The 22,197-nt window shown below is 45.0% G+C and carries 19 protein-coding genes and 1 riboswitch; of the genes, 9 read left to right on the top strand and 10 right to left on the bottom strand.

All coding sequences use genetic code 11. The features are described 5' to 3' along the window. Window positions 1-157 precede the first annotated feature (157 nt). The gene (locus tag AC0VYI_RS19880) at window positions 158-1,135 is read right to left on the bottom strand and encodes a glutathione S-transferase family protein (protein ID WP_475445064.1); all 978 of its coding nucleotides are present in this window, start codon (window positions 1,133-1,135) and stop codon (window positions 158-160) included. Window positions 1,136-1,242: 107 nt separating this feature from the next. Here AC0VYI_RS19880 and AC0VYI_RS19875 point away from each other — a divergent pair, with 107 nt between their 5' ends. From AC0VYI_RS19875 to AC0VYI_RS19865, 3 genes are all read left to right on the top strand, one after another. Next, the gene (locus AC0VYI_RS19875) at window positions 1,243-2,418 is read left to right on the top strand and encodes a GGDEF domain-containing protein (RefSeq protein WP_475445062.1); all 1,176 of its coding nucleotides are present in this window, start codon (window positions 1,243-1,245) and stop codon (window positions 2,416-2,418) included. Between the two features lie 441 nt (window positions 2,419-2,859). After that, entirely contained in the window at window positions 2,860-3,507 is a 648-nt protein-coding gene (locus AC0VYI_RS19870) for a TetR/AcrR family transcriptional regulator (RefSeq protein WP_199474065.1), read from the top strand. Beyond that, a complete protein-coding gene (locus AC0VYI_RS19865; protein ID WP_475445059.1) occupies window positions 3,507-4,127 on the top strand; it encodes a LysE family translocator in 621 nt (206 codons plus the stop codon). Before AC0VYI_RS19870 ends, AC0VYI_RS19865 begins: the two co-directional genes overlap by 1 nt. 122 nt (window positions 4,128-4,249) lie before the next feature. Here AC0VYI_RS19865 and upp read toward each other — a convergent pair whose 3' ends face one another. After that, window positions 4,250-4,906 carry a uracil phosphoribosyltransferase gene (gene upp / locus AC0VYI_RS19860; protein ID WP_475445057.1) on the bottom strand — a complete coding sequence of 219 codons (657 nt, stop codon included), beginning with the start codon at window positions 4,904-4,906 and terminating at the stop codon, window positions 4,250-4,252. Between the two features lie 321 nt (window positions 4,907-5,227). Here upp and lon point away from each other — a divergent pair, with 321 nt between their 5' ends. Both lon and AC0VYI_RS19850 read left to right on the top strand, forming a co-directional pair. Beyond that, a complete protein-coding gene (gene lon, locus AC0VYI_RS19855) occupies window positions 5,228-7,666 on the top strand; it encodes an endopeptidase La (protein WP_475445056.1) in 2,439 nt (812 codons plus the stop codon). A 180-nt stretch (window positions 7,667-7,846) separates the two neighbouring features. Next, the gene (locus AC0VYI_RS19850) at window positions 7,847-9,229 is read left to right on the top strand and encodes an MATE family efflux transporter (protein ID WP_475445054.1); all 1,383 of its coding nucleotides are present in this window, start codon (window positions 7,847-7,849) and stop codon (window positions 9,227-9,229) included. Between the two features lie 12 nt (window positions 9,230-9,241). Here AC0VYI_RS19850 and AC0VYI_RS19845 read toward each other — a convergent pair whose 3' ends face one another. After that, window positions 9,242-10,009: a TlyA family RNA methyltransferase gene (locus AC0VYI_RS19845; protein WP_475445052.1), complete on the bottom strand. Its 768-nt coding sequence runs from the start codon at window positions 10,007-10,009 to the stop codon at window positions 9,242-9,244. Window positions 10,010-10,093: 84 nt separating this feature from the next. Between AC0VYI_RS19845 and AC0VYI_RS19840 the strand changes: the two genes are divergently transcribed. Further along, window positions 10,094-10,927, top strand: a complete 834-nt coding sequence (locus AC0VYI_RS19840; RefSeq protein ID WP_475445050.1) for a sulfurtransferase — start codon at window positions 10,094-10,096, stop codon at window positions 10,925-10,927. 103 nt (window positions 10,928-11,030) lie between these two features. On the opposite strand, the gene AC0VYI_RS19835 is transcribed toward AC0VYI_RS19840, so the two are convergent. The 7 genes from AC0VYI_RS19835 to AC0VYI_RS19805 form a co-directional block, all read right to left on the bottom strand. Beyond that, window positions 11,031-11,348, bottom strand: coding sequence for a hypothetical protein (locus AC0VYI_RS19835; protein WP_067341754.1), 318 nt, complete (start codon window positions 11,346-11,348; stop codon window positions 11,031-11,033). Between the two features lie 190 nt (window positions 11,349-11,538). After that, window positions 11,539-12,573, bottom strand: coding sequence for a glycosyltransferase family 4 protein (locus AC0VYI_RS19830; protein WP_475445048.1), 1,035 nt, complete (start codon window positions 12,571-12,573; stop codon window positions 11,539-11,541). Window positions 12,574-12,584: 11 nt separating this feature from the next. After that, window positions 12,585-13,370, bottom strand: a complete 786-nt coding sequence (locus AC0VYI_RS19825) for a glycosyltransferase family 2 protein (RefSeq protein WP_475445046.1) — start codon at window positions 13,368-13,370, stop codon at window positions 12,585-12,587. A 10-nt stretch (window positions 13,371-13,380) separates the two neighbouring features. Continuing rightward, on the bottom strand, window positions 13,381-14,067 hold the full coding sequence (locus AC0VYI_RS19820; protein WP_199474084.1) for a glycosyltransferase family 9 protein: 687 nt from the start codon (window positions 14,065-14,067) through the stop codon (window positions 13,381-13,383). Between the two features lie 251 nt (window positions 14,068-14,318). Next, on the bottom strand, window positions 14,319-15,323 hold the full coding sequence (waaF, locus tag AC0VYI_RS19815; protein WP_475445043.1) for a lipopolysaccharide heptosyltransferase II: 1,005 nt from the start codon (window positions 15,321-15,323) through the stop codon (window positions 14,319-14,321). Continuing rightward, complete coding sequence (rfaD, locus tag AC0VYI_RS19810; RefSeq protein ID WP_475445041.1) at window positions 15,316-16,263, bottom strand: ADP-glyceromanno-heptose 6-epimerase; 948 nt, start codon at window positions 16,261-16,263, stop codon at window positions 15,316-15,318. Before rfaD ends, waaF begins: the two co-directional genes overlap by 8 nt. 51 nt (window positions 16,264-16,314) lie before the next feature. Next, window positions 16,315-17,463 carry an AGE family epimerase/isomerase gene (locus AC0VYI_RS19805; RefSeq protein ID WP_475445039.1) on the bottom strand — a complete coding sequence of 383 codons (1,149 nt, stop codon included), beginning with the start codon at window positions 17,461-17,463 and terminating at the stop codon, window positions 16,315-16,317. 97 nt (window positions 17,464-17,560) lie between these two features. Between AC0VYI_RS19805 and hldE the strand changes: the two genes are divergently transcribed. Genes hldE through AC0VYI_RS19790 form a run of 3 tightly spaced genes read left to right on the top strand, consistent with a single transcriptional unit; the run spans window position 17,561 to window position 22,026 of the window. After that, entirely contained in the window at window positions 17,561-18,988 is a 1,428-nt protein-coding gene (hldE, locus tag AC0VYI_RS19800; RefSeq protein ID WP_199474094.1) for a bifunctional D-glycero-beta-D-manno-heptose-7-phosphate kinase/D-glycero-beta-D-manno-heptose 1-phosphate adenylyltransferase HldE, read from the top strand. After that, window positions 18,989-20,797, top strand: coding sequence for a lipid A export permease/ATP-binding protein MsbA (gene msbA, locus AC0VYI_RS19795; RefSeq protein ID WP_475445037.1), 1,809 nt, complete (start codon window positions 18,989-18,991; stop codon window positions 20,795-20,797). A 2-nt stretch (window positions 20,798-20,799) separates the two neighbouring features. Then, entirely contained in the window at window positions 20,800-22,026 is a 1,227-nt protein-coding gene (locus AC0VYI_RS19790) for a 3-deoxy-D-manno-octulosonic acid transferase (protein WP_475445035.1), read from the top strand. Between the two features lie 22 nt (window positions 22,027-22,048). After that, a riboswitch (TPP riboswitch) is annotated at window positions 22,049-22,159 on the top strand. The last annotated feature ends 38 nt before the right edge of the window (window positions 22,160-22,197 follow it).

The raw sequence follows: 22,197 nt of genomic DNA, 5'->3' as shown, positions 1-22,197 counted from the left end.
TCTTTTTATAACATGCAAAGTTCATTGATTTTAAATGAGACTTTTCTAATTAGTGTGTTTTTTATAAAAAAGTGAGCCCATTATCTCGAAAAAAAGCACATTTTAATAGCTTTATCATTTATCTCCTTGGCTTTGTCTTAATATTCGTTATCTTTCACTATGTTTGACGAAATAGCGTAGTTGGGCCCTCAGGGACGATCCTAGTCGGATTTATCATATGGTGACTGTAATAGTAATGGCGTTTTATATGCTGTAAATTGACGGTATTAGAGACATTTTTTGTATTGAAAAGTTTTTGTAAGTACCTGTTTAGATTAGGGTAGTCTATTATTCTTTTTAGATTGCATTTGAAGTGACCAAAATACACGGCATCAAAGCGAATGAGGGTGGTAAAAAGGCGCCAATCAGCTTCTGTTTGGTTATCGCCAACGAGAAAAGTGGAGTGTTTTAGTGTCTCTTCGATGTCATCCAGAGTGCTGAATAATGGTTTCAGTGCTTCCTGGTAAGCTTTTTGGGTGGTGGCAAAGCCGCATTTGTATACACCGTTGTTGACCGTATCATAAACGCGTTGGTTGATAGCATCTATCTCAGATGAGAGTTCACTGGGATAAAAGTCCAATGTGTTACCTGTGAGATCATTGAATGCTGAGTTGAACATGCGAATAATATCGGCGGATTCATTTGATACAATGGTTTGCGTTTGTTTATCCCATAAGATGGGAACGGTAACACGTCCGCTGTAATCCGCTTTGGCTCTTGTGTAAAGTTGATGAGCGAAGTTTGAGTGATAGAGTGGATCGCCCATGTCGATATAGGGGTCTTGAAAGGTGGCGTCTTCTTTGAACTCCCAGCCGTTTGTCAGCATATCAGGATGGACACAGCTGACGGATATGAGATCTTCTAAGTCTTTAAGTTGTCGAAAAATAAGTGTTCGATGAGCCCAAGGACAAGCGAGAGAAACATAAAGATGGTATCGATCTGATTCTGCCGGAAAGTGAGTTGAGTTGGTGCTGTCATAATTGGCCGGACTGACGATCCAGTTGCGGAATACCGCTTCGCTGCGTACAAACTTTCCGCCAGTGCTGTCAGTGTCGTACCATTTGTCTGCCCATTGGCCGTCAATGAGTAATCCCATGTGGTTCTCCTTGTGAGTATCAATCTGTTTATTATCAATGAATATCGAGTAGTTTCGGAGCGTAATATTGATCCTTTTTAATCGAATGATTCGATGTGTTGGTGCTTATGATTGAGCGTTTTCAGTCTTTGTTGATACCGTGCTTTATTCTGTTGGCCAGTGTGTACGGTAGTTTATATATCAGCCATCTGCCACCTCTTTGGTTTGCGTTGTTGCCGTGGATGCCTGTCATTTTATCGGCTGTTGCGGTGTTGCTAGCTTGGCACTTCAACAAAGGGCGTGTACTTGTTGTGATCTGTTTGTTGTTGATACCCAAGGTATATGGGCATTCCAGTACGGAATCGGTGAACGCTTATTTGGCTGTCTCCTGCTTTTGCATTGCGCTATTAAGCTTTGTTCGTGAACGCGGGTTTTTCAATCGCTTTGTTGTGAACCGTTTTTTGTTCATTGCCATGTTACTGGCTTGGTGTTACGCCGTTGATGCTAAGTGGGTGTCTTTTTCCTTTCTGGATCAGTCATTTTTATCTTTTCAGATCTCATGGTCTACGCTGTTGTTGTGGTGTGTTTTGCTGGTTAGTGTGGTGGTTACTGGCTGTACGTGGTGGCTCGCCAATGATGCTTTTTGTGCCAGTGCATTGATGAGTATCGTTGGCTTAATGGTCATGACCCTGTTTTCTATTTCTCAGAATCAGGTCGATGTGCTGTTGTCTGCACAGTGTCTTGTATGGCTGTTCTTTTTATTAATGGAAAGTCATCGAATGGCGTACTTGGATGAGCTGACAACGTTGCCAGGTCGACGAGCTTTGAATGAAAATTTGTTGGGATTATCTGGGAAGTATGCCTTGGTAATGGCAGATGTGGACCATTTTAAGTCATTTAATGATACTTATGGGCACGATATGGGAGATAGAGTACTAGCTCATGTGGCCCGTCAATTACAGCGATTTTCTCACCCTGGGCGGGCGTATCGTTTTGGTGGTGAGGAGTTTACTATGGTCTTTCGTGCCAAAGTACTGAGCGATATTGAGCCGATTTTAGAAGAGGTTAGAACTCAGATTGAAACCATGCCAGTTGAAGTCTATGACCCTAAAAAGAAGAAAACCATTGAGACCAGTGTAACGGCCAGTTTTGGTGTGGCGTTGTCGACACCAGGGGAACTGGCTGATGAAGTGTTAATGCGCGCGGATAAGGCGTTGTATCAGGCTAAGCGCAAAGGGCGAAATTGTGTTGTGTTCTCTAAGCCGACTAATCATCGGTCGAGTAAAAATAAGGCAAATGTGTAAATTTGTACGATTGGTCAATTTTTTGTTTCGTAGCTATTGCGTTGGACAAAAAGATCTCTATAATTCTCAAAAATTGAATTATTGACCATTTGGTTATTTTTCTTGCAAAGAAAAGTGTCAGGTGGTTTGAGATGATCTGTCTCAGCAGAATATGGTGTTATAAGTGATAAATGACTTAATAGCACACATAAAAGAGCCAACGTGGTGCAGCAGTTAGCGTAAATGATGAATGCCTAATCATTGTTTTTCGTCTCTGCTGTGAGGGGAAATGGGGAGCTTTGGCTCCCTTTTTTTATGCCTTACTATCGCGTTTCACCTTCGTTTAGGTGATTTCTAATCAATTGTCTTCTTATCCAGTGATTTCTCTAGTGCCAAAGCCACCGATCTTCGCGTTATAATGCTAGTTGCCTATTTCATGACGCCAGTTAAAGAGGTTCTATTTTGTCAGAAGCAAAACGACCAAAAGATCAATTAAAAACTCATATCCGTGAGCACAATCAAACCTTAATTTTGGATGCCGCGGAGCGTGTGTTTGCACGTCAGGGATTGGCTAAAACCACGACACAAATGATTGCTGATGAGGCAGGTTTGCCGAAGGCAAATGTTCATTATTACTATCGCTCTAAAAAAGATTTATTAGAGGCAGTACTCGAAAAAATCCTGACTTTATGGTTGGATTCGGTGAGTCGTTTCACTCTAGAAGAAGGCCCTAAAGCCAATTTGACGCGCTATATCAGTGAGAAAATTGATCAATCGCGAATGAATGTGAGTGCTTCGAAAGTCTTTGCTATGGCTTTGATCGGCGAAGAAGCTTTTGTGCTGGATTTTCTTCGTGAGTATTTTGTCTCTGAATTAAGTCGAGAATCTAAGACAATTCAAGCATGGGTAGAGCAAGGGTTAATGGACCCCATTTCTACTGAGCATCTTTTTATCAGTTTGTGGGCAATGACACAAACCTACGCGGATTTTGATGCCCAAGTAAAGATTATTCTGCAGAAAGATCAGCTTGAAGAGTCTGACTATGATGAAGCGAAGCAATTTTTGACACGTATGGTGTTGGCGGGTTGTGGTGTGAAGGAAGAAAACTGATGACCATTCAGAGTGCATTGACGTTCTTTGTAGCGATTTTTATTTTTAGTATCACTCCAGGCCCTGGTGTGTTTGCAATTATCGGTCGAAGCTTAGTGAAAGGGGCGAAGCAGTCTATCGCTTTGTGTGCTGGCATGGCCTTAAGTGATATCGTGTATTTGATCATGGCCTGCTATGGCTTAGCCGCCATTGCCGCCAAATGGGATCTATTATTTTCCGTGATTCGCTATTGCGGTGCGGCTTATCTGTTGTACCTTGGTTGGAAAATGTGGACCACTCCGGTCTCTCAGGATCTGTCCGGCGCAGATAAAAAAATGGCTAAGCAGGGAATTGCGAGTTTTTTTCAGGGGTTCCTGATTTCGGCTTCTAACCCGAAAGTCATTTTGTTTTATGTGGCATTTTTACCCAGCTTTATGGATGTGACAGCCTTGCATGGGACGGATATTGTCTTGGCCGCTGTATTGGCTTTTTCCGCTTTGATGCTGGGGTTAACCTTGATCGCGGTGAGTGCCTCTCAGGCCCGTCGTTACATGAAATCTGAAAAAGCGATGAAAGGATTGAATCGCTCTGCTGGTAGTATTATGGCCTTGGCTGGGGTCTATCTTGGGATGAAAGGCTAGGCGCGCTCTTAAGCTTTCAGTTTTTCATCAATAAAAAAGCGCCTGTCGATATCGTCGGGCGCTTTTTGTGTTTATGTCGCTAACCTTATGTCTTATAGATTTTGTCTGATTAAAGGGTGTGATTAACGAGTGCCATAAATGCGGTCACCTGCGTCCCCGACACCTGGCCGAATATAAGCATGGTCGTCTAACTCACGGTCAATCGTGCCGATAAACATGGGGACATCAGGGTGCGCTTTTTTGAATGCTTCGATGCCTTCTGGTGCGGCAAATAGACAAATAAAACGAATGTCTTTCGCACCCATGTCTTTCATTTTAGTAATCGCGGCAATGGCAGAGTTACCCGTTGCGAGCATCGGATCGACAACAATAATAGTTCGTTCATTGATGGAATGCGGCATTTTAAGGTAGTACTCAACGGGCTGTTTAGTATCTGGGTCGCGATACATGCCCACGTGACCGACACGGGCAGAAGGGGATAGCTTTAATACTCCTTCTGCTAAACCATTTCCAGCGCGCATGATGGTGACGATACACAGCTTTTTGCCTTTGAGGACTGGGCTTAAGGTAGTCTCTAAAGGGGTTTCTACTTCTGTATCAACTGTTTCCAAATCCCGTGTTGCTTCATACCCAATGAGTGTGCCGAGTTCTTCAACCAACATGCGAAATTCACGAGTACTGGTGTTTTTGTCTCGAAGACTGGTTAGCTTATGCTTGACGAAGGGGTGTTCAATGATTGAAATGTCAGTGTAAGTACTTAATATCTCGTCACGAGTCATGTCGGTGTCCTTTTTTCGAATAGAGAACCAAGCGGATGTTAGGCCGTTATTTCAGGTTGCTTGCAGGAATAATACCACAATGCTTTCCCTCTGAATAAACAATCCTGTCTACTCAGTCATAATCGATCCATCATTATGTGGATAAGTAGTGACATATCTGTTTTTTGAGCAATGGATAAGAACTTAGGAGCCCATCCCGTTTCTCTAGGGATTGTTTTTATTCAGTTTGTCACTACATAAATAAGCAAACTTAACGGCTGTTTTTATTGAATTGTTTGCCGCAAAGCAAGACACACTAATCTTGACGTATTGGGAATATATATGAGTAACGATGAACAGTACCCAGATCAACATGATGAGTCATTGATGGATGATACTAATGAAGAGGTGGTTATTAGCGACCCACGGGCGTTGGCGTTGCCGGACGACGTGCTGCCAGATACTTTGTACATTTTGCCGATTTCTAGTCGTCCGTTTTTTCCAGCCCAAGTGCAACCGGTTATGGTGGATGCAGATCCATGGGAAGAATCATTAGAGCGTATTGCCGATAATCCACAAACCGCTGTGGGGTTGGTGTATACCGATAAAGTCGCAAGCGGTGCGCCACCAGTGGACTCTTTCCGCACTATTGGTTGCGTGGCAAGGGTTCATAAGGCAGAAAGACAAAACGATAAAATCACTTTTTTAGCACAAGGAATTAAGCGTTTTGAAATTGTAGAATGGCTAAGTGATAGTACACCCTATTTGGCGCGGGTGCGTTATTTAACGGACTCAAAGGAAACGGACAAAGAGTCGAAAGCCTACTCGATAGCTATTTTAGATGCTATTAAAGAACTTATTCGCTTGAACCCTTTATTCAGTGAAGATTTACGTCAATATTTAGGCCGTTTTTCCTTTAGTGAGCCCGGCTTGTTGGCGGATTTCGCGGCCTCGATTACTTCAGCTGATGGGGGGGATCTGTACGAGATTTTGGAGACCATTCCGGTGCAGCCTCGTATGCATTTGTCATTGACATTGCTGCGCAAAGAGTTGGAAATTGCGCGTTTGCAGCATGAGATCAGCGCTGAAGTGAATACTAAGATCAGTGAGCATCAGCGAGAGTTCTTTTTGAAAGAGCAGTTAAAAGTGATTCAAAAAGAGCTGGGTATCTCCAAAGATGACCGAACGGCGGATGTAGAAGCCTTTGAGGCGCGTCTGAAAGACAAAACTGTCCCGGACCCTGTGCGGGAAAAAATTCAAGAAGAGCTTCATAAGCTGAGCATTTTAGAAACCGGATCACCCGAATACGGTGTGACTCGTAATTATTTGGATTGGGCGACCTCCTTACCATGGGGGGTTCATTCAAAAGACAATTTAGACATTAAAGCGGCTCGTGAGGTATTGGACTCTCATCATTCTGGTCTAGGAGATATTAAAGACCGCATTGTTGAGTTCCTAGCTTTGGGGGCGCAGCGAGGAGAAATGGGCGGCTCCATTTTGCTATTGGTTGGCCCGCCAGGTGTGGGCAAAACGTCCATTGGTAAGTCCATCGCAGAATCACTCAATCGTAAGTTTTACCGCTTTAGTTTAGGGGGAATGCGCGATGAAGCAGAAATTAAGGGACACCGTCGAACTTATATCGGGGCCTTACCCGGAAAGTTTGTCCAGGCATTAAAAGACGTTGAAGTGGAAAACCCTGTGATCATGTTGGATGAGGTGGATAAGATTGGCTCTTCTTTTCAAGGCGACCCAGCATCAGCACTTCTAGAAGCTCTGGACCCTGAACAGAATAGTGAGTTCTTAGACCACTATTTAGACATGCGCATCGATTTGTCTAAAGCTTTATTTGTGTGCACAGCCAATCAGCTGGATACCATACCCGCACCATTGCTGGATCGTATGGATGTGATTCGTTTGTCAGGTTATATTGCTGACGAAAAATTGATGATTGCCAAGCAGCATTTGTGGCCCAAACTGTTAAAGAAAAACAAGTTGTTGAAAAAACAGCTAAACATTACCGATGCCGCATTGCGCCATATTATTGAGTATTATGCCCGTGAGGCAGGTGTGCGAGGCTTGGATAAATTACTGCAAAAAGTATTGCGTAAGTCAGTCGTGGAGTTACTGACCGGAGAAAAGGAAACCATCAATGTGGGGGTGAAAGACGTAGAAACCCTATTGGGTATGCCTTACTTCCGCCCAGAAAAAAACTTGCAAGGTGTGGGCGTAGTAACGGGGCTTGCGTGGACGTCTATGGGGGGCGCGACCTTGTCTATTGAAGCCAATAAAGTGCACGAATTAACCCGTGGTCTAAAGCTCACCGGGAAGCTAGGGGATGTGATGAAGGAGTCGGCTGACATTGCGTATTCCTATGTTTTTTCTCATACCAAGAGCTACCAAAGCCATCCAGAATTTTTCGATAAGTGTTTGGTGCATTTGCATGTGCCAGAAGGCGCCACTCCAAAAGATGGCCCAAGTGCTGGGGTGACCATGGCAACGGCTTTATTGTCCTTAGCGAAAGGTAAACCGATACGTAAAGGGTTGGCGATGACAGGGGAGTTAACACTCACCGGTCAGGTGCTTGCTGTTGGTGGTATTCGCGAGAAAATCATCGCTGCCAAGCGCAGTAAAATCAGCGAAGTAATTCTCCCTGAGCCCAATCGTCGTGATTATGAAGAGTTGCCGGAGTCAGTAAAAGAAGGCATGACCGTGCATTTTGCAGAACGTTTTGCGGATGTGGAAAAAGTGGTGTTTGATCGCCGCAGTAATGATATCCATTAAAGCCGCCAGAAAATGTGGGCTGAGTGTCATGATTGTCTTGTGATATATTCACAAAGAATGCGTTCTCACTAAGCTAGAGACATGAGAAAATATCGCAGCCGGGCAGGCGAGAGCTTGTCCGGCTTTTTCATGTCTTTGAGCTATAATTTTGCGGCTCAATTAATCGTATAGGGGAAATGAATGCCTGATCAGGCAAAACTCACACAAGGTTCGACGTTAAAGCATGTGGTGGTGATGTCTTTTACCAATGCGCTTGGCTTGATGTGCATGTTTTTGGTGGATTTGGTGGATATGCTGTTTCTGTCCTTTCTGGATGAGAAAGAGGCTTTGGCTGCTGTTGGTTATGCCAGTACCGTGATGTTTTTTACTATTTCCATCAGCATTGCGGTGTCGGTTGCGGCCACCGCATTAGTGGCAAGAGCCATTGGTGAGGGCAGGGTTGAGGAAGCTAGGCAGCGAGCCGTTAGTGTATTGGTGTTTGGGGTACTTTTTTCCACCGCGATTGTGGCTTTGCTATGGCCTAATGTGTCGATGATTTTGTCTTTTATTGGCGCAAGCGGTCGCTCTTTATCTTTGGCATCTGGCTATTTGCATATTTTGATACTTGGCATGCCTGCTGTGATGATTGGTATGATAGCCTCTGGCATTATGCGTGCGCTAGGCGATGCGAGACGAGCAATGTATGTCACTTTGGTTGGTGGCATTATTAACGCGGTGTTGGATCCGATTTTTATTTTTTCCCTTGGGCTAGGAGTAGAAGGAGCGGCGTTGGCTTCTCTGATTGCTCGTCTTTCGATGGTCGTGGTGTCGTACTATGGTGTGGTGTCTGTTCATAATATGTTGGGAAAATTTCATTTTTCCCACTTTTTCAGTGATATACGGCCGATTTGTGTTATTGCCTTACCGACTATGTTAACCAATATGTCCTCACCCTTGGCTAATGCGATTGTTATGGAACATACTGCGACCTTTGGTGACGATGCTGTTGCTGCGATAGCCATTATTGGTCGTATTATTCCAGTGGTATTCGGTGGACTATTTGCTTTATCCGGTGCGGTAGGACCCATACTTGGGCAAAACTATGGGGCGGGACATTTTGACCGTATGCACAGAGCCATAGGCAGTGCTGTGCTCTATGCTTTTGCTTATTGTTTGGCTTTGTGTACGGCTTTATATTTGGCTCAGGATTGGTTGGTGGCGATTTTCCATGCTACGAAAGGGACGGCGGATTTGATTCATTTTTTTGCGACCTATGTCTCCTTTAGTTTCTTCTTTCAGAGTTTGTTGTTTATCGGCATTGCGGTGTTTAATAACCTAGGTAAGCCTTTTAACAGCACCTTGTTGAATTTTGGCCGCGCTATCTTGGGGACTTGGCCGTTGATCATTGTTTTTGGCTGGTTTATGGGAGCCGAAGGGGTGCTGTTAGGGCAGGCTGTTGGGTCGGTTATTTTCGGTTGTCTAGGGTTCTTTTTAGGTCGTCGTTATATTCATACCCTTGAGAAAAAAGAAACTCGGGAACTCCGGATTGACGACAGTCTAGCCTATGATGACCCTCTTCTTTAAGCGCTGCTTTTGTTAGTCTTGCATGGTTTTGCTTGCCCAGAGTAAGAATTCCTGGTTGCCATCGCCGCCTTTAATAGGGCTCTCAATATAGCACTTTACTTGGAACCCCAAGGATTGCACAAAGTGTTGCATATCTTCCGACAGCTGCTCGATACGTTGCTTGTTTTTGACTACACCACCTTTGCCAATGAAGGCTTTGCCAACTTCAAATTGAGGCTTTACTAACGTAATGAGTTGCCCTTGAAGGCTTAATAGGGCAGGAAGTTGCGGTAATATTTTAGTTTGAGAAATGAATGATACGTCCATCACAGCGATATCAAAGCCTCCCGTTGGGAAATGCGCACCAAGATCCTGTTGACTTAAGTGGCGAGCGTTGATGCCTTCTAAGCAAATGACTCTGGGGTCTTCTCTTAATCGTTGATCCAGTTGCTCATGACCTACTTCAATTCCGACGACTTGGGCTGCCCCATGTTGTAAGGCGCAGTCTGTAAAGCCTCCGGTCGATTGGCCGACATCCAAAACTCGATAGCCTTGAATATTTAGTTGAGTATGGGCAAGGGCGCCTTCCAGTTTGAGCGCGCCTCGCGAGACATATTTATCAGCGTCCGTTGCGGTGACATGTAACTCACAGTCTGCGTCTAATTTTAAGCTGGGTTTGGTAACGGCTAACCACTTGCCATCCTGACAATAGGTCACTCGACCTTCACTGATAAAGGTTTGGGCTTGCGAGCGTGATTTTGCGAGGCCACGTTCAGTCAGTAATAAGTCGATTCGGGTCATTGGTAAAGCTCAGTGGTTAATGGTAAAAAGACGTCATACTAACAAAAAGTTCTAATCCGCAGTAGATTTTAAGGAAGCCAATATATGCCATTAAAAACATTAATCACCGTTGATGAGTTGAAGGCGTGTGCAGACGATAACAATGTAGTGATTTTAGATTGTCGTTTTTACCTAACGGATCACGGGAAAGCAAAGCGTGAGTACGATAAGGGACACATAGCGAAAGCGATCTTTGTTGATGTCCATCGCGAGCTAGCTAGTGCAGAAACGACAACCAGCGGACGACACCCTTTACCAAGTGAAGATGTGTTTGCTAAACAGCTACAGCAGTGGGGTGTGGATCTCGATAGTCATGTGGTGGTTTATGACGATGCGAGTGGTGCTATTGCTGCACGGGCTTGGTGGATGCTGTCGCAGCAGGGGGTCGATGTACGAGTATTGGATGGCGGCCTACCCGCTTGGGTTCGTTCAGGCCTACCCTTGTCGGATACAAACGAAGTACCTGTCGCATCCTCAGTGTCTATTTCTGTTGCTTTTCCATGGGCTGTAGATGTGACTCAAGTGATTGAAAACATGGAAACGGATGTCTTTCAGTTGGTGGATGCTAGAGCAGAAAGTCGTTATCAAGGAGAAGAGGAAACCATCGATCCGGTGGCTGGCCACGTTCCTGGAGCGTTGAACCATCCATACTCGCAAAACCTTGATGAAAATGGTTGCCTAAAAAGTCCTGAAGCACTGCGTGGTGTCTGGCAAGATCTTGTCGAGCAAGATAAAACATTGGTTAACTACTGTGGTTCAGGAATCACGGCTTGTCACAATGTTTTGGCGTTGAATCATGCTGGGTTGGATTTTAATCAAGTGTATGTGGGCTCATGGAGTCAGTGGTCAAAAAGAATGGTGCAAGCCGCAGGCCTGTAAATAACTACCTTCTTTTTTACTGCAGATTTCAAAAAGCCCACCCTCCTAGGTTTAATTCAGGAGGGTGGGCTTTTTGTTTTTTAGGAAGAGTGTTCTCTAGGTATTATTTGGGGGTAATACCAGCGATGAAGATTTGTACTTGCTGGTGGTTCTCTCCCCAAATGTGCGTTTTGATCGCTTGTAACATTTTTTCCGCTTCTTTTAAGGACACCACGCCGTCTATTAGTTTTATCCCCACACCTTCTTGAGTAAAGAAAAAATGCCAAGTGTGGCCGTCAATGCGAACTTCGCCCTCGCCGTTGCTATAGCTTAATTGTTCAAATGGGTAATCTGCAGGTACAAAGCAAGCGAGTTCTTTGCCTGCGCTGCCGTAATTTAGGTCTGGGATATAGCCTTGTCGGTCAACTAGTTCAAACTTCATATATCACTCCTCATTATTATTGTCGGTCATCTCTTAATTAGGGGGAGTTTTGTTCATCCCTCATCACAAGTTAGCATGAGAGAAGGGCTGGGTGTGACAAAAATAAGCAAAAGTTTGATCTTTCGCTTATTTTTTAAGGGAAGCATGATGGCTTTAGGGTATCACATAGCCGAAGCCCGAGGAGTCTGGGTTAACGGGTGTATACTGCCATATAGCGTTCGGCCATTTTTTGCGGCGTATAGTTGATGAGTCTGGCGGTCGCACCAGCTTTCAACTGTTCTTGTAGAGAAGGGCTTTCGTATAAAGTGACAATGGCTTCTTTAAGTGCCTTGCTGTCATTGGGCGGTACGAGTAGGCCTGTTTCTTGATCTAAGATGATGTCAGGAATGCCGCCTACGCGGGAGGCTATAATCGGCACCCCTGCATCCATCACATCTAATAAAGTAGAGCCTAACCCTTCATTTCTAGAGGGGAACGCAAACATATCCAAGAAAGGCAGATAATCTCCAATGTTGTTCTTAAAGCCCATCCAAGTGATATTACCAAGGTGTTTTGCGTATGCTTTGAGTTCTTCTTTATCAGCACCGTCGCCAAAGAATACAAAGTGTAGCGCTGGGTGGCTTTTTTCAAGCAGGGCGGCGGCATCTATCAGGACTTTTTGCCCTTTATGACGATCCACCAAAGCGCCTACGTGTCCAACGAGAATTTTATTGGGAAACTCGGCTTTAAAGGCTTTGCCTTCTTGGCGGTTCGCTTCTAGGTGTGCCAAGGTGCTGGGGATTTGTTCAACTTCTCCCCAGTGCTTATCGCGAATATGTTCCGCAATCAAAGTGGAAATCCCGACACGCGTCTTGGCGTTGCGATAAGACGCTTTGTTCGACCATTTTTCTTTGATTGGTGTATCCACGCGGCGCGTCAATATGTAGGGAACTTGTCGCAAAAGCTTGTGAAGATAAGCCCAATGAACGGCTTTGGCTTCATGGGCGTGAACGATATCTACATGAGGGGCGGCGAAATGCCCGCTTAATTGATGGTTAGCGGTTAAAAGCGAGACGTTTGGCACGCTTGCTAGTCGGTCTCTCAGAGGGGAGTCGTCACGGCAGGCAACAATTTGTTTAACCTCAAAATGTTTGGCAAGCGCTTTGATAAGTAGCTCTGTTTGTCTCTCTCCACCACGAAAGCCTTTGGCAAGGTTGACGTGCATGATTGTCGGTGTTTTAGTCAAAATAAGCCTACTTACCAGATATTATTGAAGTCGTCTTGCTTGGTAACACTTGGGTCGCGCTGATATTCAAGCAGTTTTGCGTATTTTAAGTAACTATTAATCGCGGAACTAAGGGCAATGGTCATACCATCGACCCCACCTAAAAAGCCCCGTTGAAAAATATATTTGCGAATAAACGCATTGAGCCCGTGAAGGAAAGGGGAAAAGGCATTGGCTTTTTTGCCTTTGGCATACATGATTTTTGCCGCACGACCACTGAAATTGCGCCCTGGCTTGGCAAACAACTCGCCGATGTGATTGAAAGAAAAGTGGATAATGTCTGCGTTAATGTCTTGAGTCGTTTTCGCTTGCACACTGGCATGTTGTTTGACGTCAGAAAAGCGGGTTTTATCCGTATCGTAAAGGCGAATACAGCGGTCAGGGTACCAGCCACAGTGCTTTATCCAGCGGCTACCAATGCGGTTTTGTCGACGAAATGAATAGCCCTCGACCGTTGAAGCAGCTAAATCCAGTTGTTGGATAGCTTGTGTCATTTCTGGTGTAAGGCGCTCATCGGCATCTAAACTAAGCACCCATCTATGTTGGGTGTGGGTCAGAGCAACGTTTTTTTGTATGCCGTCGCCGAGATAAGGCTGGTGTATTACGGTGGCTCCGAGTTCAGTAGCGATTTCCACTGTCTTGTCCGTGCTGCCTGAATCGACAACGACGATGTCATCGCAAACAGTTTGCATTGATTCTATGCAGGCGGCGATGTTTCTTTCTTCATTTAGGGTAATAATGTTGCCGGAAATCTTCATGATGGGCTCTTTAGTATTGACTCTCTAATAGATGAACAGCGTGTTCTGTCACGCTTTCGATGTCGATGGTTTTAATATCTTGGCCTGTTTGTGGAATCACTTTACGAGACAATGCGTGGTTAAGAAACCATTCGGGGTTGGGTTCTCTGTAGATACCGATATAGGGTTTTTGTAAGCACTGAGCAATATGAGATGGACCACAATCGTTGGCAATGGTCAAATTGCATCGACTGGCTAATTGGGCAATGTCTTTAATCGGTATGTTGGTGTGCAACGACAAATTATTGGATTCGGCCATTAATGCTTTCATGATATTGATTTCTTCTGTTTCGTCTGGCCCTAATAAAACATGAAGATGACAGGTTTTATTCAGTTGTGTTGCGATGGCATTGCCTGCTGCGATGAAGTTATCAATGCCCCATTTTTTGATCTCGCCTGCTCCTCCTCCTGGCATTAATAACAGATTGAGTTGTGTTGTCGCTACCTGCAAAGAAGAGCTTTGAGCCAGAACTTGGAATGGGGCCGCCAGAGCTGGTAAAAGTGCCGATTCTTCTTTTATGAATATCTTTAAGTAGTTGAGGGCTCGATATTCATCGTCACACATTTTATTGTATTGCGTAGCCGTTAATTCAATCAAAAAGTCATTAGCTACTAAATCAAAGACTTGCCCCCCCTTAAGCGCTTTATACATAATCATAAGGAATCGATTGTTGGGGCGTAAATTCAACAGGTTGTCGCACTTGTTGAGTTGTTTTAAGTCGTCCATGCGATGTTTTGAATGGATACACTCCTGTACCCAGGGCAACTGGCTATAAATCCAAGACACGTTGTTTTTAGATAAGAGTACCAGTGGCTTTTTTTGACAATAGTGCTCACTAAAAAAGTGGAGTACTGGAATCGTTGTGATTTGAGCACCAAAGTGCGGCCTGTTCCTGAGTAAGACGACGTTCATTGTGGGAGAATGGTCCTTATGACGATGTCAGGAGTGAGTTGGTTTTGACAGTTTGTGTGCCCAAGAGGGCAGGTTCGTTTAAAACAGGGTGAGCAGTCCAGATGAAGACTATGGATGGTTTTGTTCTGTGTTAAAGGAGGAGTGAACTTCTCGCTGGTCGAACCGTAAATACCATGGACTTCGGTCCCCACTGCGGCGGCAACATGCATTAAACCAGAATCATTACTGACCGCTTTATCGGCGGCATCCAGCAAGTCGATGGCATCGACGAGTTTGGTTTTTCCGCATAAATTAACCGCGTACTGTCCCAGTCCTTGTATGATTTGCTCTCCTCCTTCCACATCTTTTGGCCCCCCTAAGACCCAGACCTGATAGCCTGCTTCAATAACTCTTTTTGCTAAATCGTGAAAATAGGCAAGAGGCCATTGTTTCGATGGGCCATATTCCGCGCCAGCCATAAGGGCAATGGCAGGACGATCTGATAGTTGGTAGGTGTGGTAAAGTGCTTGTTGATTGTCTAAGTCGACCCGAAGTGACGGGTGGGGGATAGTGCTTGGCGCGCTATGTAAGTTTTCTGGCAGTCCAAGGGAGACAAAGCGCTTAACTGTCTGGTCAAGGAGCTTTTTATCGAGCTTACGGCGTTCGTTGAGCAACAGATAGCGCTGCTCGCCTAAAAAGCCTACGCGATGTTTTGCTTTAGCAAAGAAGGGGACTAAAGCCGATTTCCATGAGCGCGGCATGACAATGGCGTGATCATACTGTTCATCGCGAAGGGAATGACCGAGCTTGCGGCGTGTACTAATGCCCCATTCCCCATGCCCTGTCGGTAGTGTAATAGCGCGGCGAACTTCCGGCATTCTAGCCAGTATCGGTGAGGACCAGTTAGGGCCAATAACATCAATAATTGCCTCTTTATCACGCTGTTTTAACGTAATAAAGAGACTTTGAGCCATGACCATGTCACCTACCCATGAAGGGCCGACGATTAGGTATTTAGCCATTCGTATCCAACCAGTTCAGATAGTCTTGAACACCTTGTGCTAAACCACGGAAGCTACCTTGATAACCCGCTTCACGCAGTTTGCTGATGTCCGCTTGTGTGAAGCTCTGGTAGGCTCCTTTTAAATGTTCAGGAAAAGGAATGTATTCGATCTCGCCACGTTGGTAATGGTCAATAACGGTTTCAGCGATAGTTCTAAAGGGTTCTGCTTTACCTGTCCCCAAGTTAAAAATACCAGATTTATCGGTATTGTCTAAAAACCACAGTTTGGTTTTGACTAAGTCTTCAACATAGATGAAGTCTCGGCTTTGACCACCCGCTTCGTAACCATCGTAAGCACCAAATAACTTTGGATTTTCACCTTCCAATACCTGATTACGAAGGTGGAAAGCAACACTGGCCATACTACCTTTGTGCTGTTCACGAGGGCCATATACGTTAAAGTAACGAAAGCCAACAATTTGGCTGCTAGCTGTGGGAAGAACCGCACGAATATATTGGTCAAATTGGAATTTTGAGTAAGCGTACATGTTCAGAGGTTTTTCATTTTCTCGCGCTTCTTTGAAAACAGGACCAGAGCCATAGACAGAGGCTGAAGACGCGTAGGAAAAAGGGACCTTATGACGTAAACAGAAGTCCAATACCGCTTTAGAGTATTGGTAGTTCACATCCATCACAAACTTACCATTCCATTCGGTTGTGGCAGAGCAGGCGCCTTCGTGGAAAACGGCGGTAGGAATGATACCGAGCGTATCGTTTTTAATGGCATCAAGGAAGTCGTACATGTCCATATAATCGGCGATATCAAGATCCGATAGATTTAGGCATTTTTTGCCGTCGGTTAAATCGTCGACAAGAAGAATGTTTTTAATGCCTTTTTGGTTTAAGGCTTGAATAATGTTACTGCCAATGAAGCCAGCGCCGCCTGTTACAATATACATAATAGTTTGTCCTGCTAATAAAGAAGTCTCATCGAATTAAGTGGCTACTATTTAACGAAATCCGTTAAAGCCAGTATTCAGTTGAGCCCATGTTATCACTTCCGTTAGACCTAGAAAAATATGATAGCTGCTTGTGCCTGGTAAGGGGTAATCTTTTGCTTGGTTATGCTCATCTAGGTATTCATTCCAGCGTCCGTTCTCTAAGAAATAATGACATTGCATAAAGTCTAATGCTTTTGTTAAACGGTCTATTTTTTCTTCCTTACCGATGGGTATCACAGTAATGGCTTTTAAGTACTCTGTTATCGGCCAGATACGCTTTTCTTTATCGATGGCCTGATAGTGGTCACCATCAATCTGATTGTAGATGCCGCCATTGCTGGCTATGCCGTATCGGGCGGCGGTTAGCCAGAGTTGCTGTGCCAGATCGGTATAGTCGCTGTTAGGTAAAATGGCGTTGGCTTGATAGAGCAACCAAACCCATTCAAAATGATGCCCCGGCTCGACCTGATGAGCTGTATTTGGATCCGGTTGCCAATCCGTTGTAAAGAACTCGCGTAAGGTTTGACTCTTTTTATGGTAAAAATGTTCGAGGGCTAAATCGAGTAGTGAGCGGATGGTGTCTTTGTAGTCGTTCGCTCCTGTGGCGTTGAAAGCCGCGATATAGCCTTCCAATAGATGCATATGAGGGTTTTGACGGCGTGTTTGTTTTTCATCCACAGGAAAGGATTCATAAAAACCACCAGTCTGGGCTGTCATATTAGCCAGCAGAAAATGATGGGTTTTCTCCATATAGGGCAAAGCACGCTCGTCTTGGCTAAACTGATAGTAATAGCTAAAAGACAGTAAGATAAACGCGAGGGCGTAAGCATCCGATTGAGTATCTTGAATGCTTAAGTTGTCATCTAGAGAGAAAATCCAGCGGTTATCGACAAAGTAATGGTGGGTAATAAAGTCGAACAAAGGGGTGAGTTTTGCCTGCCACTCGTCATTGTTTGTTAAAAGACACGCATGACTATAAGTGTAGAGTTGGCGGCATTGGGTTAAAAGGCGAAGACGTCCCGTCTGATTTCTTGTCCAGTCGTGATGCATGCTTTCGTAGCTGTATCCTTGGGTGGCATCTAAACCATAATTGGCCCAATGGGGAAGTAGCTTGTCAAAAACAAAAGCCTGACAAGAAGATAGTGCGGAATTCAGCATGGGGTAAACAGCCTTATTTCGTGTGTTTTAGGTATGTCCAACTTATATAGGGAGTATGATAAGATGGGCGCTCTCAAAAATCGATTATTATGTGCCTATGAACTCTTCGTATCTAAATTTTAAGGATAAACACATTCTCGTTGTTGGGGATGTTATGTTAGACCGCTACTGGTATGGCGGCACGTCACGTATTTCTCCAGAAGCGCCAGTCCAAGTGGTGAAGGTTTCAAATATTGAAGATCGCCCAGGCGGTGCCGCTAACGTTGCACTCGGCTTGTCTAAACTTGGTGTGTCTGTGACGCTTATCGGCGTGGTAGGCAGAGACGATAATGCGGCTGTCCTTTCCCGTTGTTTAGAAGAAGCAGGGGTGAACTGTCGTTTTGTTTATTCTGATACCTTGCCAACGATCACCAAACTACGAGTGATGAGTCGCCATCAACAATTGATCCGTTTAGATTTTGAAGAGCGAGAAGACAGTCTGTCGCAAAATGAAGCGCTGGCAAAAGAAGTCGCCGCTTGCTTACCAGAATCCAATGCAGTGATTTTTTCCGATTATGCAAAAGGGTGCTTGGCGGATGTTCGGTCACTCATCAGTCTTGCTAATGCGCAAAATGTGCCGAGTTTTGTGGATCCTAAAGGCAATGATTTTTCCATTTACCAAGGGGCAACCTTGGTAAAGCCAAATTTGCTTGAGTTTGAAAACATCGTCGGCAAGTGCCGCTCGGTGAAAGAGTTAGAAGAAAAAGGCAAAGCATTACGTGAACAGTTTGGCTGGAAAGCACTGTTGGTTACCCGTGGTGAAGATGGGTTGGTGTTACTAAGTGAAGGTAAGCCGCCTTTTTCATTGGCGACTGCCGCCAAAGAAGTGTTTGATGTGACGGGAGCTGGAGACACTGTGATCGCGGTATTAACGGCAGTTTATGTTACTAGCAAGCGTTTTATCGACGCAGTGGAATACGCGAATCAGGCCGCTGGCTATGTTGTTGGTAAATTAGGCACCGCCTCTATTGATGCTGAGCATTTAGGTGCCATTATGTTTCAGCGTTCCCATACGACGAATTTTGGTGTGTTAGCACCTGAAGAGTTATTAAAGCAAATTAAACTGGCGCAGATGAGTGGCGAGAAAGTGGTGTTCACCAATGGCTGTTTTGATATTTTGCACCCAGGACATGTGGCTTATATAAAGCAAGCAAAAGCCCTAGGGGATCGTCTTATTGTTGCGGTCAATACGGATGCCTCGGTTAAGCGACTAAAAGGCGAGAAGCGCCCAATCAATAACTTAGAACATCGTATGGCGGTGTTAGAAGGAGTAGGGGCTATTGATTGGGTGACTTGGTTTGATGAGGATACTCCGCAACGTATTATTGAACAATTGACCCCAGACGTACTGGTCAAAGGTGGCGACTACACCATTGACACGATCGTTGGTGCACAGCATGTACTTGAGCATGGTGGCGAAGTAAAAGTACTTACCTTTGTGGATGGTTATTCGACAACGTCGATTATTGAAAAGGCAAATCTCTAAATGCAAGACAAAGAAAAAACGAAGTCAGAAAAAACCGCCAAAGATATGTCAGGCATGACACTCTATTTCAGATTATTAGGGTACGTTAAGCCATCCATGGCCTATTTTCTGATCAGTGTCCTTGGCTACATTTTGTATTCTGCTATGCAGCCAGCCTTGGCGGCATTGCTAAAACATATTGTGGATGTGGTATCCCATGGCAAGGTAACGGAAAGTCGTGCTTTGATTCCATTGGCTATTCTTGGTGTGTTTTTAGTGCGCGGTTTGGGGACCTTTTTAGGCTCTTATGGCATGGCTAAAGTGGCTAATAATGTCGTGTTTGACCTGCGTACCAGTATGTTCAATAAAATGGTGACCTTGCCATCTGGCTATTTCAATAATATGCCCAGTGGGCGGTTGTTGGCCAAATTGACTTATGATACGGAGCAAGTAATCGACTCTGTTACTCAGGCTATTCAGGTTATTTTGCGTGAAGGTTTAACCGTTGTTGGCTTGCTGGGTTATATGGTGTTCATTAACTGGCGTTTGTCTTTGTTGTTCTTATTCGTATTGCCGTTGATTGGTGCCGTGGTGCGTTACGCGTCGAAGCGCTTCCGCAAGCTCAGTTTAAAAATACAAAATGCCATGGGTGGCGTAACTGATGTGGCTTCAGAGGCGATCAAAGGTCATGAAGTCATAAAAGTGTTCGGCGGTAAAGAATATGAAGTGCAGCGCTTTTATAAAGCAGCTCAAGAAAACCGTCGCTCACAGTTAAAAATGGAAATGACCAAAGCACTTAATGTGCCCATTATTCAATTTATTGTAGCGGTTTCTTTGTCTTTGTTAATTTGGTTATCACTTGATCCCAATATTTCGGCAAGCATGTCAGCTGGTGATTTCGTGGCCTTTATTGGGGCAGCAGGTATGTTAAGTCGTCCAATGCGTCAACTTACCTCAGTGAACAGTATCCTACAAAAAGGCATAGCGGCAGCCCAGAGTATCTTTACTTTCTTAGACCTTGAAAGTGAGAAAAATACAGGAACAAAAGTGGTTGAACGTATGCAGGGCAATATTGAGTGGCGAGGTCTGACGTTCCGCTACCCAAGTGTTGATAAAAATGCGTTAACGGATGTGAACTTATCTTTGCCAGCAGGTAAAAAGTTGGCCTTGGTCGGACGCTCTGGCAGTGGTAAGTCCACCTTGGCAAACCTGATTCCGCGTTTTTACGACGTAGAAGGGGAGTCGTTGTTGATTGATGGGGTCAATATCAATGATTATGACTTGAGTAGTCTGCGTCAAAACATTGCGCTCGTTAACCAACAAGTGGTGCTGTTTAACGGAACGATTCAAGAAAACATTGCTTATGGCGGTTTAAAAGGGGTCTCAGAAGAAGATGTGATTGAGGCTGCGAAAGCAGCAAACGCATGGGACTTTATTCAAGAATTGGAGTTGGGCTTACAGACTCTGGTTGGAGAAAACGGTGTTTTGCTGTCGGGTGGTCAGCGTCAGCGTATTGCCATTGCCCGTGCCATTTTGAAAAATGCTCCCATTCTGATTTTAGACGAAGCCACTTCGGCGTTGGATACGGAATCGGAACGAGCGATTCAGCAAGCATTGGATAAATTGATGGAGAACCGAACCACCATTGCCATCGCCCATCGTCTTTCTACCATTGAAAATGCCGATATCATCGCAGTGATCGATCATGGGGAGATCATTGAAAAAGGCTCCCATGCAGAGTTATTAGCGAAGAACGGGGCATATGCACAGTTACACAATCAGCAGTTTAATGACTCACCAGCGGTTGAAGCTGCTGACGATAAGAGCTGATTATGTGGCTATATCGCTTATTGTTATGGGTTGCTACGCCGCTTATTCTCGTCAAAGTGCGGCGTTTTAAAAAAGACTATGCGCACTATCGAGCGAAAGAAGCCTTAGGTGTTTGGCCTTCAGTGAAGGCAGACCTTTGGATTCATTGCGCTTCTGTTGGCGAGGTGTTAGCGGTTCGTCCATTAGTGGAGCAATGGCGAGCTAAATATCCCAATCGCCCCTTGTTGATTACGACCATGACGCCAACCGGGGCGGAGCAAGTGGCAAAGACCTTTCCATTTGCTGAGCATCGATATTTACCCATGGACTGGCGTTGCAGTGTTAGGCGAGCGCTTAAGCGTCTTGAGTGTCGCCATTTGCTGATTGTCGAAACGGAGCTTTGGCCGAATCTCTTACGTCAGGCTAAGCGCAAGGGGATAAAGGTTGATATTGTGAATGCTCGCATGAGTGAGCGCTCGTTTCGTCGTTATGAAAAGTTTTCCATGGTGTCTCGTCCCCTGATGCAATTGCCGGATACGTTTCTTGCTCACGCGCAAGCCGATGCGGATCGCTTTGCGGCCTTAGGAGCAAAACAAGTCATTGTCACTGGTAGTATTAAATTTGATTTGACGGTGCCAGAAGCGGTTGTCGCAGATAATTGGCAAACTCAGATGACCAGTCCGTTTGTTTGGGTGGCGGGCAGTACCCATCAAGGGGAAGATGAGATCCTATTAACTGTCCATCGACAGCTGGTGGAGAAAATACCTGGCGCACTTTTGGTGCTTGTACCTCGCCACCCGGAACGCTTTGCCGCAACTTTCGAGTTAGCAAAAAGCATGTTTGATAAAGTGGCATTACGCAGTGGCGTTGAGTTATCTCAGTGGGCCGATTTTAATGTGGTCATTGGCGATACCATGGGGGAGTTAATGCATTACTATCAGGCGGCGGATTTGGCTTTTGTCGGCGGTAGCTTAATTCGTCGTGGTGGTCATAACCCGATCGAGCCTGCGCTGTTGGGGAAAGCAACCCTAGTGGGACCACATACGTTTAATTTCGCTGAGATTACTGAGCAGCTGCTGCGCGCCAATGGAGCGATTCGTTGTCAGGATGAAGCTCAGTTAGCTGAGGTGGTACTATCGTTGTCAGGAAAAGCCAGTCAGCGTCATCGTCTTGGTCAAGCCGCGATGCGATTTGCTCAACAAAACCAGGGGGCGGTAACCCGAGTGTTATCAGAAATAGACTTCCGCTGAACGACTCTTTACAATACCCACACATTATCTCATGGGGTGTGTTCATTTTTGTTATGAACGCTGAGAGGCTTACGCCAACCCATTGAACCTGATCCAGATCATGCTGGCGTAGGAATCGAGATAGCAAGTCACACTTGCCTTTTCCCTCCCGTACGCCGCTCATTTTTTAGG

Source organism: Marinomonas sp. 63XJN7_9_ISO-PGPR-S23-217 (assembly GCF_056173515.1).
This window is presented reverse-complemented; position numbering and strand designations above follow the sequence as displayed.

Bases quoted from the DNA above. Each gene is read 5' to 3' on its own strand.
- AC0VYI_RS19880 (WP_475445064.1), bottom strand. From the start codon at position 1,135: ATGGGATTACTCATTGACGGCCAATGGGCAGACAAATGGTACGACACT.
- AC0VYI_RS19875 (WP_475445062.1), top strand. From the start codon at position 1,243: ATGATTGAGCGTTTTCAGTCTTTGTTGATACCGTGCTTTATTCTGTTG.
- AC0VYI_RS19865 (WP_475445059.1), top strand. From the start codon at position 3,507: ATGACCATTCAGAGTGCATTGACGTTCTTTGTAGCGATTTTTATTTTT.
- upp (WP_475445057.1), bottom strand. From the start codon at position 4,906: ATGACTCGTGACGAGATATTAAGTACTTACACTGACATTTCAATCATT.
- lon (WP_475445056.1), top strand. From the start codon at position 5,228: ATGAGTAACGATGAACAGTACCCAGATCAACATGATGAGTCATTGATG.
- AC0VYI_RS19850 (WP_475445054.1), top strand. From the start codon at position 7,847: ATGCCTGATCAGGCAAAACTCACACAAGGTTCGACGTTAAAGCATGTG.
- AC0VYI_RS19845 (WP_475445052.1), bottom strand. From the start codon at position 10,009: ATGACCCGAATCGACTTATTACTGACTGAACGTGGCCTCGCAAAATCA.
- AC0VYI_RS19840 (WP_475445050.1), top strand. From the start codon at position 10,094: ATGCCATTAAAAACATTAATCACCGTTGATGAGTTGAAGGCGTGTGCA.
- AC0VYI_RS19835 (WP_067341754.1), bottom strand. From the start codon at position 11,348: ATGAAGTTTGAACTAGTTGACCGACAAGGCTATATCCCAGACCTAAAT.
- AC0VYI_RS19825 (WP_475445046.1), bottom strand. From the start codon at position 13,370: ATGAAGATTTCCGGCAACATTATTACCCTAAATGAAGAAAGAAACATC.
- AC0VYI_RS19820 (WP_199474084.1), bottom strand. From the start codon at position 14,067: ATGATTATGTATAAAGCGCTTAAGGGGGGGCAAGTCTTTGATTTAGTA.
- waaF (WP_475445043.1), bottom strand. From the start codon at position 15,323: ATGGCTAAATACCTAATCGTCGGCCCTTCATGGGTAGGTGACATGGTC.
- rfaD (WP_475445041.1), bottom strand. From the start codon at position 16,263: ATGTATATTGTAACAGGCGGCGCTGGCTTCATTGGCAGTAACATTATT.
- AC0VYI_RS19805 (WP_475445039.1), bottom strand. From the start codon at position 17,463: ATGCTGAATTCCGCACTATCTTCTTGTCAGGCTTTTGTTTTTGACAAG.
- hldE (WP_199474094.1), top strand. From the start codon at position 17,561: ATGAACTCTTCGTATCTAAATTTTAAGGATAAACACATTCTCGTTGTT.
- msbA (WP_475445037.1), top strand. From the start codon at position 18,989: ATGCAAGACAAAGAAAAAACGAAGTCAGAAAAAACCGCCAAAGATATG.
- AC0VYI_RS19790 (WP_475445035.1), top strand. From the start codon at position 20,800: ATGTGGCTATATCGCTTATTGTTATGGGTTGCTACGCCGCTTATTCTC.